12 protein-coding genes and 1 other RNA gene are annotated in these 14,346 nt (G+C 63.8%); 6 read left to right on the forward strand and 7 right to left on the reverse strand.

What is annotated here, in order from left to right; translation table 11 throughout:
• Positions 1–30: 30 nt before the first annotated feature.
• From BBA01S_RS48100 to gyrA, 5 genes are all read right to left on the reverse strand, one after another.
• On the reverse strand, positions 31–1,008 hold the full coding sequence (locus tag BBA01S_RS48100; RefSeq protein WP_042297346.1) for a prephenate dehydrogenase: 978 nt from the start codon (positions 1,006–1,008) through the stop codon (positions 31–33).
• A 51-nt stretch (positions 1,009–1,059) separates the two neighbouring features.
• Positions 1,060–2,142: a prephenate dehydratase gene (pheA, locus tag BBA01S_RS16285; protein ID WP_027817386.1), complete on the reverse strand. Its 1,083-nt coding sequence runs from the start codon at positions 2,140–2,142 to the stop codon at positions 1,060–1,062.
• 52 nt (positions 2,143–2,194) lie between these two features.
• Complete coding sequence (gene serC / locus BBA01S_RS16290) at positions 2,195–3,277, reverse strand: 3-phosphoserine/phosphohydroxythreonine transaminase (protein WP_027817387.1); 1,083 nt, start codon at positions 3,275–3,277, stop codon at positions 2,195–2,197.
• A gap of 215 nt (positions 3,278–3,492) precedes the next feature.
• On the reverse strand, positions 3,493–4,101 hold the full coding sequence (locus BBA01S_RS16295) for a DUF2059 domain-containing protein (protein WP_027817388.1): 609 nt from the start codon (positions 4,099–4,101) through the stop codon (positions 3,493–3,495).
• A 274-nt stretch (positions 4,102–4,375) separates the two neighbouring features.
• Entirely contained in the window at positions 4,376–6,985 is a 2,610-nt protein-coding gene (gene gyrA, locus BBA01S_RS16300) for a DNA gyrase subunit A (RefSeq protein ID WP_027817389.1), read from the reverse strand.
• 614 nt (positions 6,986–7,599) lie between these two features.
• On the opposite strand from gyrA, the gene ompA reads away from it, so the two are divergent.
• The 4 genes from ompA (at position 7,600) to ssrA (ending at position 10,416) form a co-directional block, all read left to right on the forward strand.
• Positions 7,600–8,244 (forward strand): outer membrane protein OmpA, encoded by a 645-nt coding sequence (gene ompA, locus BBA01S_RS16310; RefSeq protein ID WP_027817390.1) that lies wholly within the window; start codon positions 7,600–7,602, stop codon positions 8,242–8,244.
• A gap of 251 nt (positions 8,245–8,495) precedes the next feature.
• On the forward strand, positions 8,496–9,194 hold the full coding sequence (gene ubiG / locus BBA01S_RS16315) for a bifunctional 2-polyprenyl-6-hydroxyphenol methylase/3-demethylubiquinol 3-O-methyltransferase UbiG (RefSeq protein ID WP_027817391.1): 699 nt from the start codon (positions 8,496–8,498) through the stop codon (positions 9,192–9,194).
• Between the two features lie 23 nt (positions 9,195–9,217).
• On the forward strand, positions 9,218–9,949 hold the full coding sequence (gene gph / locus BBA01S_RS16320; RefSeq protein WP_042297350.1) for a phosphoglycolate phosphatase: 732 nt from the start codon (positions 9,218–9,220) through the stop codon (positions 9,947–9,949).
• Between the two features lie 97 nt (positions 9,950–10,046).
• Positions 10,047–10,416, forward strand: a transfer-messenger RNA (tmRNA) gene (gene ssrA, locus BBA01S_RS45485).
• Between the two features lie 179 nt (positions 10,417–10,595).
• Here the strand turns inward: ssrA and BBA01S_RS16325 are convergent.
• Together BBA01S_RS16325 and BBA01S_RS16330 are read right to left on the reverse strand one after the other, a co-directional pair.
• On the reverse strand, positions 10,596–10,862 hold the full coding sequence (locus BBA01S_RS16325; RefSeq protein WP_027817393.1) for a hypothetical protein: 267 nt from the start codon (positions 10,860–10,862) through the stop codon (positions 10,596–10,598).
• Between the two features lie 173 nt (positions 10,863–11,035).
• On the reverse strand, positions 11,036–12,121 hold the full coding sequence (locus BBA01S_RS16330) for a substrate-binding domain-containing protein (protein WP_027817394.1): 1,086 nt from the start codon (positions 12,119–12,121) through the stop codon (positions 11,036–11,038).
• Between the two features lie 131 nt (positions 12,122–12,252).
• On the opposite strand from BBA01S_RS16330, the gene BBA01S_RS16335 reads away from it, so the two are divergent.
• Positions 12,253–12,780 carry an NAD(P)H-dependent oxidoreductase subunit E gene (locus tag BBA01S_RS16335; RefSeq protein WP_027817395.1) on the forward strand — a complete coding sequence of 176 codons (528 nt, stop codon included), beginning with the start codon at positions 12,253–12,255 and terminating at the stop codon, positions 12,778–12,780.
• A complete protein-coding gene (locus BBA01S_RS16340) occupies positions 12,777–14,336 on the forward strand; it encodes a formate dehydrogenase beta subunit (RefSeq protein WP_027817396.1) in 1,560 nt (519 codons plus the stop codon). Before BBA01S_RS16335 ends, BBA01S_RS16340 begins: the two co-directional genes overlap by 4 nt.
• Positions 14,337–14,346 lie beyond the last annotated feature (10 nt).

Consider the following 14,346-nt stretch of genomic DNA (forward strand, 5'->3'; position numbering starts at 1 on the left):
ATGCCCGCGCCCTGCCGCATGTCTGAAGCCTTACTTGTCGGGTCCTGCCTGCGAGGGTGTGCTTGTCGCCATGTCTGTCGCCCCGCCTACCCCATTCACGGCATGCTTGCCGCCGCGCTCCTGCCACGCCTGGCGCGCCGCGCGCGAGCGCGCGAACACGGTTTCCAGCGCAGCGCCGTCGCCAGCGTCGATGGCCGCGCGCAACTTCGCCAGCACTTCAGTGTAGGCGTCGAGTTCGGCGAGCAATGCCGTGCGGTTCGCCAGGCACACGTCGCGCCACATTTCCGGGCTCGACGCCGCGATGCGCGTGAAGTCGCGAAAGCCGCCCGCCGCGAACGAGAATTTCAGCTCGGCGTCAGGCGTGGCGAGAATCTGCTCCACCAGCGCGAACGACAGCACGTGCGGCAGGTGGCTCACCGAAGCGAACACGCGGTCGTGCTGCTCCGCGCTCATTTGCCCGATCACGGCGCCGGTGGCGCGCCACATCTGCGCGATGCGCTCGACGTCAGCCGGAGCGTTCTCGGGCAGCGGGCACAGCACGACGTTGCGACCAACGTAGAGGTCGGGCAACGCCGCTTCCACGCCGCTCGATTCGCGACCCGCGATCGGATGGCCCGGCACGAACTGGCCGATGCGCGCACCCAGCGCCGAGCGCGCGGCCGCGATCACGTCGCTCTTGGTGCTGCCTGCATCGGTGACGATGGTGTGCGGCTGAAGGTGCGGCGCGATGCGCTCGAGCAGCATCTGCGTCTGCGCAACGGGGGCGGCGATCAGCACGAGATCCGCGCCGTCGAGCGCCCTGGCGAGCGCCGCGTCGTCATCGAAAGTCGCGACGGCGTCGACCACGCCCAGCTCCAGCGCACGCGCCACCGAATGCGCGCGGCGGCCCACGCCGATTACTTCGCCGGCGTGCTCGCACGCGCCGCGCTCACGCAGGCCGCGCGCGAGCGATCCGCCAATCAGGCCGACGCCGAAAATCACCAGCTTCTTGAAAGAGAACGCGCTCACGCCATCACCGAAAAAAGAAAGTCTGCGCCCCGACGCGCAACCTGGCCCAACTTAGCGCGAACGCGGATACGAACCGAGGATCTTGAGGAACGCCGCCTTCTTGCCGAGTTCGTCGAGCGCGGCGGCCACGGCCGGTTCGTCGCGATGCCCTTCGAAATCGATATAGAAGTAGTACTCCCACGTGCCGACGCGCGCCGGACGCGATTCGAAACGCGTCATCGACACACCGTGGCGCGCGAGCGGCTCCAGCAGCTTGTAGACCGCACCCGGCTCGTTCTTCACCGACACGATCATCGACGTCTGGTCGTGACCCGACACGCCCGCCGGCTGCTTGCCGATCATCACGAAGCGCGTGCGGTTGTGCGGATCGTCCTGGATCAGCGCGTTGGCGATCAGGAGGCCGTAGTGCGTGGCCGCGCGCTCGCCCGCGATGGCTGCGACCGTCGGGTCTTCCGACGCGAGGCGCGCGGCTTCGGCGTTGCTCGACACGGCCTGGCGCTCCAGCTGCGGCGCGTTCGCCGTGAGCCAGTGCTGGCACTGCGCGAGCGCCTGCGGGTGCGCGCACACGCGCGTCACGCCCGCGAGCTTGCCGCTCTGCGTCATCAGGTTGTGCTGGATCGGCAGCGCGATTTCGCCGCCGATCACGAGCTGCGTCTGCAGGAACAGATCGAGCGTGCGCGACACCGCGCCTTCCGCCGAATTCTCGACCGGCACCACGCCGAATTCGGACGCGCCCGACTCGACCGCGCGGAACACCTCGTCGATCGACGGGCACGGCAGGCCTTCGATCGACTGACCGAAGTACGCGTACATCGCCTGTTCGCTATAGGTGCCGACCGGGCCGAGGAACGCCGCCGTGATGGTCTTTTCGAGCGAGCGGCTCGCGGCCATGATCTCGCGCCAGATCGCGCTGATGTGATCGTTGCCGAGCGGGCCGTCGCTGAGGTTTTGCAGGCGCTCGATCACCTGGAGCTCGCGCTCCGGGCGAAACACGGGCGCGTTGAAGTGCTTCTTGACCTCGCCCACTTCGAGCGCGACCGACGCGCGCTGGTTCAGGAGCGCAATCAGCTGCGCGTCGATGGCGTCGATGCGCTCGCGCAACGGCTTGAGTTGTGAATTGAGTTCGTCGTCCATGCGTGAAACCGGCAATCTGGAAGGATGAATACGTGGCGATGCGCCGCTTGCGTCAAGCGTGCTTCGCTTCGAATTCCTTCATGTACTCGACAAGTGCCTGCACTGCTTCGAGCGGCACCGCGTTGTAAATCGACGCCCGCATGCCGCCGACGGACTTGTGGCCCTTCAGCTGCAGAAGCCCGCGCGCCTTCGCGCCGGCCAGGAAATCATCATTACGTGTTTCATCGGCGAGGAAGAACGGTACGTTCATCCGTGAGCGCGCGCGGCGCTCCACCTTGTTGAGGTAGAAGCTGCTCGCGTCGATCGTGTCGTAGAGCAGCCCTGCTTTTTCGATATTGCGCGCTTCGATGGCTTCGAGGCCACCCTGGCGCTTCAACCACTTGAACACGAGGCCCGCAATGTAGATTGCGTAGGTAGGCGGCGTGTTGAACATGGAGTTGTTGGCGGCGACCGTCTTCCATTCGAACGCCGACGGGCAGATGGGCATGGCGTGCTCAAGCAGGTCTTCACGCACGATCACGACGGTCACGCCCGCCATGCCGATATTCTTTTGCGCACCGCCGTAGAGCACGCCGTATTTGGCGATGTCCATGGGACGCGACAGGATGTGCGACGAGGCGTCCGCCACGAGCGGGATATCGCCGAGATCGGGGATCTCGAAAGTCTCGACGCCGTCGATCGTCTCGTTCGTGCACAGGTGCACGTAAGCGGGATCGTCGGAGAGCTGCCACTCGCTTTTCGGCGGCGAATGCGTGAAGCCGGCTTCGGTGCGGCCCGTCGCGGCGATATGCGAAGCGCCGTACTTGAGCGCTTCCTTCTGCGACTTCTGCGACCACGAACCGGTGATGACGAAATCCGCACGCGGCTTCGCGCCGAACAGGTTCAGCGGTACGACCGCGTTTTCGCCGATACCGCCACCTTGCAGGAAGAGGATCTTGTGGCTCGCGGGAACCTGCATCAGGTCGCGCAGATCTTGCAGCGCTTCGCTGTGGATCTGCATGAATTCGGGACCGCGATGGCTCATTTCCATCACGCCCATGCCGCTGCCGTGCCAGTCGAGCATTTCGTCGGCAGCCTGACGGAGGACTTCTTCAGGCAGTGCAGCCGGTCCGGCGGAGAAGTTGAAAACGCGCATCGTTTGGAGACCCCGAGGCGGGCGCTGCGGCAGTGGAGGCCGGGACGCGCCGAAAAAAGAAAATGGCCGTCTGCGCTGATCGCGCAAACGGCCATTATCGCATTGTCACCGGGAACCCGCCAACGCAGGGTTTCCGGGCAACGCGGCTCGATCTGGCCCGCCTTTACCGTGCGCTAAACCACAGCGACGCAGGACGAAGCCAGCGAGAGGCGTGCTTACTTGCCCGGCTTGACCGAAGCGACTTCCTTGTCAGCCTGGTCGCGCGTTGCCTTGATCGACTGCGGCATGTACTTCTGCATCAGGCCGTTGACCACGTCGCGGCCAACCTGGTCTTGAACCTGGATGAACTTGCGGCCGGTCGGGCTGCGGTAGAACGACGTCAGATCCTTGATTTCCTGCGTGCTGTAGTACTTTGCGTAAGCTTCGTACTGGGCTTCCATGGCGTCCTGCTTGAAGCCGTCCGTGTTGAAGACCTGGCCTGCGCCGTCAACCAGCTTCGGCACTGCGTTCTTCTGCAGCGTCGGGACAGCAGCTTGCTTCTGCTTGTCCGTCATCGTCTTGTTTTCCGACAGCGCGTCCGAGAGGATCGCCGGCACGAGTTGCTTGGCTTGCATCTGTGCGCTGTTGCCGATTGCGCCGACGAGCTTCTGCGCGTCGATCGCGTCCAGCAGGTCCTTGATCGCGGCTTGCTTGGCCGAATCGATCGGTGCCGGGGCAGCAGCGGCCGGAGCCTGTGCGGGCGCCTGGGGCTGGAGCGCCTGAGCCATGGCAAACGTCGGCACGAGAGCGGCCAGCAACATAACCTGCTTGAATCGTTTTTGCATCATTACTCCCTCTGTGAAATTAATCGAATTGCCTGCCGTGCGGATTGCGGGGCGCGCCTGATAGTGCATGGTCACGGACTTAACCGTCACCCCGCGCCGCTGCCCGATCCGCCTGGCATCATTCAAAACCCGCAGCACCGCCCGGCCTTGCTGGCCATTGCGTCACCACTGGCAAATAACCCAAAAACAGCTCAAATATTTCCACCAGCAAACCACAAGCGCCTGACACGAAGCGGCCCGCTCGCGCGGGCCGTTCAGTCCTGCGGGCGTAGCCTTACTCCTCGCTTTCGCCCTCGCCTTCACCTTCAGCGATATCGCCGTCGGCATCGGCTTCCGCGACCTGCTGCAGGCCCGAGAGCTTCGTGCCTTCGTCAAGGCTGATGAGTGTAACACCTTGCGTTGCGCGGCCCATTTCGCGGATCTCCGAGACACGCGTGCGAATCAGCACACCCGTGGTGGTGATCAACATGATCTGGGCTTCCGGATCCACCAGCGTTGCCGCGACCACTTTGCCGTTGCGCTCCGACGTCTGAATCGCAATCATGCCCTTGGTGCCGCGGCCGTGACGCGTGTACTCGGTGATCGGCGTGCGCTTGCCGTAGCCGTTTTCGGTGGCGGTCAGCACGGACTGCTGCTCGTCGCCGGCCACCAGCAGTGCGATCACCTGCTGGCCGTCGTCGAGCTGCATGCCACGCACGCCGCGTGCCTCGCGACCCATCGGGCGCACGTCGTTTTCGTCGAAACGCACCGCCTTGCCGGCGTCCGAGAACAACATGACGTCGTGTTCGCCGTCCGTGATGGCCGCGCCGATCAGGTAGTCGCCGTCATCCAGGCCGACCGCAATAATACCCTTGCGCAGCGGGCGGCTGAAGGCTTCGAGCGGCGTCTTCTTGACCGTACCGAGGGCCGTCGCCATAAACACGAACTTGTCGGCCGAGAACTCCTTCACCGGCAGCACAACCGTGATCTTTTCGCCGTCCTGCAGCGGGAACATGTTCACGATCGGACGGCCGCGCGAGTTGCGCGAACCTTGCGGAACCTCATAGACCTTGACCCAGTACACGCGGCCACGGTTCGAGAAGCACAAGATGTGGTCGTGCGTATTGGCGATGAAGAGCGTGTCGATCCAGTCGTCGTCCTTCATCGACGTCGCCTGCTTGCCGCGACCACCGCGCTTTTGCGCGCGATATTCGGACAACGGCTGCGATTTCACGTAACCGGCGTGCGACATCGTCACGACCATGTCCTGCGGCGTGATCAGGTCTTCGGTGTTCAGCTCCGTCGCGTTCATCTCGATCTTCGAGCGGCGGGCATCGCCGAATTCGCTCTTGATCGCGGTGAGTTCGTCGGAAATCATCGTCGTCACGCGCTCGGGGCGCGCGAGGATGTCGAGCAGGTCGGCGATCTGGGCCATGACTTCGCGGTACTCGCCGATGATCTTGTCCTGCTCCAGACCCGTCAGGCGTTGCAGACGCATTTGCAGGATTTCCTGCGCCTGCGTGTCGGACAGGCGGTAGAGACCGTCGCCCTGCATACCGTACTGCGGATTGAGGCCTTCCGGACGATAGGCGTCGCGGCCGCCCGCCGTGGCGTTGTCCTGCTCGGCGCGTTGCAGCATCTCGCGCACCAGCGACGAATCCCACGACTGGTTCATCAACTCCTGCTTCGCGATCGGCGGCGTGGGCGCGGCCTTGATGATGGCGATGAAGTCGTCGATGTTGGCAAGCGCAACGGCCAGGCCTTCGAGCACGTGACCGCGTTCGCGCGCCTTGCGCAGTTCGTACACCGTGCGGCGCGTAAGCACTTCGCGGCGGTGCGACAGGAAATGCTGGAGCATTTCCTTCAGGTTCAGCAGCTTCGGCTGGTTGTCCACCAGCGCGACCATGTTCATGCCGAACGTGTCCTGCAGCTGCGTCGCCTTATACAGATTGTTGAGGACGACCTCGGGCACTTCGCCGCGCTTGAGCTCGATCACGACACGCATGCCGCTCTTGTCGGACTCGTCGCGAATGTCGGAAATGCCTTCGAGCTTCTTCTCGTTGACCAGTTCGGCAATGCGCTCGAGCAGCGAACGCTTGTTCACCTGGTACGGCAGTTCGTCGACGATGATCGCCATGCGCTGGCCGCGATCGATCTCTTCGAAGTGCGTGGCGGCGCGCATCACGACACGGCCACGGCCCGTGCGATAGCCGTCGCGCACGCCCGCGACGCCGTAGATGATGCCGGCGGTCGGGAAATCGGGCGCGGGAATAATCTCGATCAGCTCGTCGATCGTCGCTTCCGGCGTCTTGAGCAGATGCTGGCAAGCGTCGACAACTTCGTTGAGATTGTGCGGGGGGATATTCGTGGCCATGCCGACCGCGATACCCGACGAACCATTGATCAGCAGGTTCGGGATACGCGCGGGCAGGATCAGCGGCTCGCTTTCGCTGCCGTCGTAGTTCGGCCCGAAGTCGACCGTTTCCTTGTCGATGTCGGCCAGCAGTTCGTGACCGATCTTCGCCATGCGGATTTCGGTGTAACGCATGGCCGCGGCGTTGTCGCCGTCGATTGAGCCGAAGTTGCCCTGGCCGTCGACCAGCATGTAGCGCAGCGAGAAGTCCTGCGCCATCCGGACAATGGTGTCGTAGACAGCCGTGTCGCCGTGAGGATGGTATTTACCGATCACGTCGCCGACGATACGCGCCGACTTCTTGTACGCGCGGTTCCAGTCGTTGTTCAACTCGTGCATCGCGTACAGCACGCGCCGGTGCACCGGCTTCAGGCCGTCGCGCACATCGGGAAGTGCCCGCCCGACGATCACGCTCATCGCGTAATCGAGATACGAGCGGCGCATTTCCTCCTCGAGGGAGATAGGCAGAGTCTCTTTGGCGAATTGATCCATTATCGATGTCGTTGTCAGGCACGCGCAGTGCTACCGGCAAAAACCGCCGGAAGCCACGCGGCGCACCCTGCTGTCGCATGGACGCCGCAGACGCAGCGCAATCTTCCGATTCTATCATGCGCGGCACCCCTGCCCGCCGTCCAGGCACGATGTACGTATACCTATTAGAGGGGGCACCGCCGGCGGCCTGCCTGAGGCTCAAAAACGGCGCAGAAGGACACCAGCAGAAACGCCTGCCCGGCGACGATCGAATAGTCGCTGCCACGCGACATCAACACGCGCATTTAGCATCCGGATATGACAATACGCAGCACACGCAAGCCAATCACTTGCGCTTACCCAACGACCAGGCACACTACCAGGAGATCGAGCGGGAACTTTTTGTTGCTGACCTACCACATTCGCCTAGCCCCAAAGAAAGGGGCGGATTTTTTTTATCGTGGGAAGGGAACGATATGGCAAAATGCGAACGCACAAAGAGTTAGACACCGCTCGAAGTCTACACAAGACGTGCCCCACAACGCGCCAATGTTATACTTCGAGCAATGTATGACTTGTCTTCGTCATATGGCTCGCAGTAAACCTGCGGTAATCTCAATTTCGAGAGGAGAAATATGAATAAACTTTCAAAGCTCGCGTTCATTGCAGCTACCGCAGTAGTCGCTGCAACCGCCCAGGCACAATCGGTGCCGGCGTCGCGACAAGCCGTCAATGACAACTGGGTGAATGGTACCGGCGAATACGTGTGGATGAACGGCACGAACGAGCTTTGCTGGCGCGATGCATTCTGGACGCCGGCCACGGCCAACGCAAAGTGCGATGGCGCGCTGGTCGCCCAGGCACCGACGCCGCCGGTCGCTCCGGTTGCTCCGGCTATCACGAGCCAGAAGATCACGTACCAAGCTGACGCCCTGTTCGACTTCGACAAGGCTGTCCTGAAGCCGGCTGGCAAGGAAAAGCTGGACGATCTGGCAAGCAAGATCCAGGCTCTGAACCTCGAAGTCGTCGTTGCGACGGGCTACACCGACCGTATCGGTTCGGCAGCTTACAACGACCGTCTGTCGCTGCGCCGTGCGCAAGCCGTCAAGTCGTACCTCGTCAGCAAGGGTGTCCCGGCTGAGCGCGTGTACACGGAAGGCAAGGGCAAGCGTAACCCGGTCACGACGGGTTGCAACCAGAAGAACCACAAGCAGCTGATCTCGTGCCTGGCACCGGATCGCCGCGTTGAAGTCGAAGTCGTCGGCACGCAAAAGCAGTAATCTGCGAGCTGCGACAGCACGACTCAAAAGCCCCGCTTCGGCGGGGTTTTTTTATTGCGCGATGGGTTGGGATCGCGCCGTGATCGACCGACATCTGGCATGCATCGCGCAGCAAACGCGCGGGCACGCGGGCTGCGGCAACGCCTGCAAAGCTGGCGCACATATTGCCGCCCTGTTTTGCTGTCACATGCGAGCGCCTTTATACTCTGGGCTTGTTCCACCTTCGCTTGCGCGCTTCAGGCCAATCCGACATGACGAATGCCGATCCCCACGAACTGCAGAAATTCAGCGAGCTCGCTCATCGCTGGTGGGACCCGAACGCGGAGTTCAAGCCGCTGCACGAGCTGAACCCCATTCGTCTCGGCTGGATCGACAGCCATGCACATCTGACCGGCAAGCGTGTGCTCGACATCGGTTGCGGCGGCGGCATCCTGTCGGAGTCGATGGCGGGACTCGGCGCAAACGTGAAAGGCATCGACCTGTCCCGCGAAGCGTTGGGCGTGGCCGACCTGCATAGTCTCGAAAGCGGCATCACGCTGGAATACGAAGAGATCGCCGCCGAAGCCATTGCTGCGCGCGAGCCCGGCTCGTTCGACGTCGTCACCTGCATGGAAATGCTTGAGCACGTGCCCGAGCCGCTCAGCGTGGTCAAAGCCTGCGCGACGCTCGTGAAGCCCGGCGGCTGGGTGTTCTTCTCGACGCTCAACCGCAACGTGAAGTCCTACCTGCTGGCCGTGATCGGCGCGGAATACATCGCGCAGATGCTGCCCAAGGGCACGCACGACTACGCGCGCTTTATCCGTCCCTCGGAACTCGCGGGCTTCGTGCGCCAGGCCGGCCTGACGGCGGCCGAGATCAAGGGCATCACCTATAACCCGCTGACGCGTCGCTTCACGCTGTCGAACGACTCAAGCGTCAATTACATGATCGCCTGCCGACGCGACGCCTGAGTCGGCGCCCCCGCTCCTTCGACATGACCCAGAACCCGTCTGAAAACCCGTCCGCTGCTGTGGCTGCTGTGGATTACGCCGCGCTGGTGGCCTGCGACGCCGTCCTGTTCGACTTTGACGGCACGCTCGCCGATACGGCGCCCGACCTCGCCGCCGCGGTGAACCAGATGCGCCATGCGCGGGGCCTCGCGCCCGCGCCCTACGAGAAGCTGCGTCCGCTCGCCTCCGCTGGTGCGCGCGGGCTGATTGGCGGGGCGTTCGGCATCGGCCCGGATCACCGCGAGTTCGCCGCGATGCGCGAGGAATTCCTCGCCAACTACGCGGCCAATCTGCGCGTGGAAACGGCGCTGTTCCCGGGCATCGACGCGGTGCTCGACGATCTCGACGCACGCGGCGTGCGCTGGGGCATCGTGACCAACAAGGTCGCGCGCCTGACCGATCCGCTCGTGAAGCTCATGCACCTCGATACCCGCGCGGCCTGCGTGGTGAGCGGCGATACGACACCGTATTCGAAGCCCCACCCCGCCCCGCTGCTGCATGCGGCGCAGGCGCTCGGCATCGAGGCGACGCGCGTGGTGTATGTGGGCGACGACCTGCGCGACGTGCAGGCCGGCCACGCGGCGGGCATGGCGACCATCGCGGCCGCCTACGGCTACTGCGGCAATGTCGAGCCGCCCGAGCAGTGGCAGGCCGACTTCGTGGCCGATACCGCCGAGGCGCTGTTCGCCCAGCTCCAGCACGTTCAAGCGAAGTAAGCGGCGCCATCGACCGCGGCCTTTGACGCCGCCGTGCCCCTTGAAAAGGGCACGGTTCGCCTCATCTGCCGAACTATGGGATAATTGCTGTTCCTCTGGGGCCGACCTGGTTTCGACAGGGGTTATGAAGTAGGCAGGGCATGCCGAGGACCCGTCACCTCGTTAATCAATGGGAAAATCGTAACTGCAAACGACGATACGTTCGCACTGGCAGCCTAAGGGCCGCCGTCCTCTGCCTGGCTCACTGACGGGCTAGTGTCGCAAGACCGGTAGCAATACCGCCAGAGGTCATTTACGTCAGTTAAGCTCTGTCGGCGTCACGACGCCAGAGTCGAAAACCTAGTGAATCGCCGTCGCGCAGCGTGTTCGTCCGCGTCGCTCCGGTTAAATCAAATGACTGAACTACGCATGTAGAACTGTTTATGGATTGCTTCTGGACGCGGGTTCGATTCCCGCCGGCTCCACCAGAATTTGCTGCAGCAAAATAAAAACTCGCGAAAGCTTTTTAAAGCTTCGCGAGTTTTTTGTTTTTTGCGGCGCAATAAATCTGTAACAAATTGTGCAGCGGCCAATAAAAAAACGGCGCAAATCGCGCCGTCTTTTTATTGCATAAATTTTGCAAAAAATCTTTGCGAAATTCGTCCGCTTAATTATCTTGCGGGCACTGCAGGTTACAGCCATTCGGATCCCCGAGATCGCCCTTCTTGCGCATCGCCGACGTCTTGCCGTGCTGATACTTGTTGGACGGCGCAGAGGCGGCAAACTGCATCTGCGGATGTTCCTGGAGACGGAATTCGTCGGACAGGATGCCGCCCGGCACGCCCGGGGAATTCTGCGCGAAAGCGACATTGACGGTGGCAAACAGCGCGCCCGCGGTTGCGGCAGCTGCACAAACATTGAGCAAGAATTTCATGATCGATCGGCGCGCTCAGCGCGCATCTGGAACGGGGGAGCTTGTACCGGTCGAAAGTATCACAAAAAGTCGCCAAGTCTGCAGCGCTGCCTTACAGAGATATTGCTCCGCGTTACAGGGCCCGCGCGCCGAAACCCGCGCTCAGCCCCCCTCAAGCAACCCTCAGGCAGCGCTCAGCTCGCGAACGCATGCCCCAGCCAGCCTTCCCCGAGCGGCACCACCGTGCCGCACTCGCCCGGATCGTAGCCCTCCAGCCGCGCCACAGCCTCGCCGAACGGCTCGCCGCGCAGCAGTTCGAGCACCTTGGCAAGCGGCTCGCGCTCGAGCTGGGCGCGTTCGCACGCGAAGTAATAGTCCTCGTCGACGATGGGGATGAAGTCCAGACCGAAGTGATGCGCAGCCGGCTCCACGCCGAAGCCCACGTCGGCCATCCCGCTCGCGACGAACGCCGCGATCGCCGAATGCGTGAGCTCCGATGACGCATAACCATTCACGCGATCCGGATCCACGCCGATACGCGTGAGCAACAGGTCGATCAGCAAGCGCGTACCGGAGCCCGGCTGCCGGTTCACGAAGCGGATATCGCCGCGCGCGAGATCGGCCAGACCCGCAATCCCGCGCGGATTGCCGCGTTCGACGAACAAGCCCTGCTTGCGGCGCGTGAGATGAACCAGCACATGGCGCTGCGGATCGAGCCAGTTGCGATAGGCGTCGGCGCAGGCCGCGCGGAATTCGCCGCGCGGCAGATGAAAGCCCGCGAGATCGCATTCGCCGCGCGCGAGCGCCGTGATGGCGTCGGCGCTATCGCGGTACTTGATCTCGACGGGCACCTGATCGCCGACCAGCGCCGTCACCAGCGCCGCCACGGCATAGCCGTGCGACGCATGGATGCGCAGATCCTGCACGTCCGGAGCGAGCCAGCGGTTAAGGTCGCTCGCCACTTCGCTCGCGAGCGCCTGGAGGTTGCCTTGCAGGCGCTCGGTGCACAGACGCTGCGAACGCAGCACCGCCTCGCCCAGTTCCGACAGCACCGAGCCGCGGCCGCGCGCCTTGGCGATCAGCGCGCCGCCCAGGCGCTCTTCGACATCGCGCAACAAGCCCCACGCATGGCGATAGGACAAACCCTTACGCTGCGCGGCCTGCGCGATGCTGCCTTCTTCCGCGACGAGCGCGAGCAGCGGCACGACGTCCGTCAGGCTTGCCTCGCGGCCATCCGGGTCGCGCACGACCAGTTGCGCGTGGCAATCGACCTTGATCATTATGAAGTCTTCCTTCCTATTGCAACGGCCATTCTACGGGCCTATTGTTCGTCCATACAACAAGACAACCCCAGCATAGATGCACACTTTATGAATAACAAGTGCATATATGCCCCTGGAGGAGCCTCACAATGGACGAGACAAAGTCGCAGTCAGCCGCGCCGTTCAACGGTTCGGCCGATGCGCTCGTGCAGCGTCACGCGCTGCCGGGCCGCACCCTGCTCGCGATCCTGCATGCGATTCAGGACGAGCTAGGCTACGTGCCGCCAGCCGCCGTCGCGCCGCTCGGCAAGACGCTGAGTCTTTCGCGAGCCGAGGTGCACGGCGTCCTCACCTACTACCACCACTTCCGCACCGCGCCGCCGGCGCCCGTCGTCGTCCAGCTTTGCCGCGCCGAAGCGTGCCGCAGCATGGCCGGCGAAGCGCTCGCGCAGCACGCCGAAGCGCACACGGGCTGCAAGTTCGGCGCGCATGACCATGCTTCGGCAGACGGCGTTGCGCTGGAGTCGGTCTATTGCCTCGGCCAGTGCGCGCTCTCGCCCGCCATGATGATTAACGGCACGCTGCACGCAAAAGTGACCCCGCAGAAGTTCGACGCGCTGCTCGCGAAGGCGCTCGCCGCCACGGCAGCCGCCGCCCGCACCGAGGAGGCCGCATGACGCGCATCTACGTTCCTCGCGATTCGTCGGCGCTGGCGCTCGGCGCCGATGACGTCGCCGCCGCGATCCAGCGCGAAGCCGCCGCACGCGGCATCGACATCGAACTCGTGCGCAACGGTTCGCGCGGCCTGCTCTATCTGGAACCGCTCGTCGAAGTCGAAACGGCCGATGGCCGCGTCGGCTACGCGAACGTCGAAGAAACCGATGTGAGCGCGCTGTTCGACGCCGGTTTCGTGCAAGGCGGCCAGCACGCGCGCAGCGTGGGCCTGGTCGAGCAGATTCCGTATCTGCGCCGCCAGCAGCGCCTGACTTTCGCGCGCATCGGCATCACCGATCCGCTGTCGACCGATGACTATGTCGCGCACGGCGGCCTTGAAGGTCTACGCAACGCGCTGAAGTTGACGGGCGAGCAGGCCTGCCAGTCGCTGATCGAATCGGGTCTGCGCGGTCGCGGCGGTGCGGCCTTCCCTGCCGGCATCAAGTGGCGCACGGTCGCGCAGGCGCAGGCCGACCAGAAGTACATCGTCTGCAATGCCGACGAAGGCGATTCGGGCACGTTCTCCGACCGGCTCGTCATGGAAAGCGATCCGTACATGCTGATCGAAGGCATGACGATCGCGGGCGTGAGCGTCGGCGCGACGATCGGCCATATCTATGTGCGCAGCGAGTATCCGCACTCGATCGCCGCGCTCGAAGAAGCGATCCGCCGCGCGCGCGCCGCGGGCTGGCTCGGCGACGACGTACTTGGCAGCGGCAAGCGCTTCGATCTGTTCGTCGCCAAAGGCGCGGGCGCCTATGTGTGCGGCGAGGAAACCGCGCTGCTCGAATCACTCGAAGGCAAGCGCGGCATCGTGCGCGCCAAGCCCCCGCTGCCCGCGCTCGCCGGTCTCTACGGCAAGCCCACGGTCATCAACAACGTCATCACGCTCGCCACGGTGCCGATCATCTTCGCGAAGGGCGCGGCGTTCTATCAGGACTTCGGCATGGGCCGCTCGCGCGGCACGCTGCCGTTCCAGCTTGCGGGCAACATCGCGCGCGGCGGGCTGGTGGAGCTGGCCTTCGGCGTGACGCTGCGCGAGTTGATGGTCGACTACGGCGGCGGCACCGCGAGCGGGCGTCCCGCGCGCGCCGTGCAGGTGGGCGGGCCGCTCGGCACCTATCTGCCCGAAAGCCAGTGGGACATTCCGATGGACTACGAAGCGTATGCGGCCGTCGGCGCGGTGGTCGGCCACGGCGGCATCGTGGTGCACGACGATACGTCGAATCTCGCGGAGCTGGCTCAATACGCGATGGAGTTCTGCACGCTCGAATCATGCGGCAAGTGCACGCCGTGCCGCATCGGCTCCACGCGCGGCGTCGAGGTGATCGCGAGGATCCGCAAAGGCGACACGTCGGAAAAGCAGGTCACGCTGCTGCGCGACCTCTGCGACACGATGGTGTCCGGGTCGCTGTGCGCGATGGGTGGCATGACGCCCTTCCCTGTGCTCTCCGCGCTCGATCACTTCCCCGAAGACTTCGGTCTCGAACCCGCAACGCAACCGACAGCCGCCGCCTGAACGAGGAACC

Source organism: Paraburkholderia bannensis NBRC 103871 (genome assembly GCF_000685015.1).
In the GTDB taxonomy this organism is placed as follows: Bacteria; Pseudomonadota; Gammaproteobacteria; order Burkholderiales; family Burkholderiaceae; genus Paraburkholderia; species Paraburkholderia bannensis.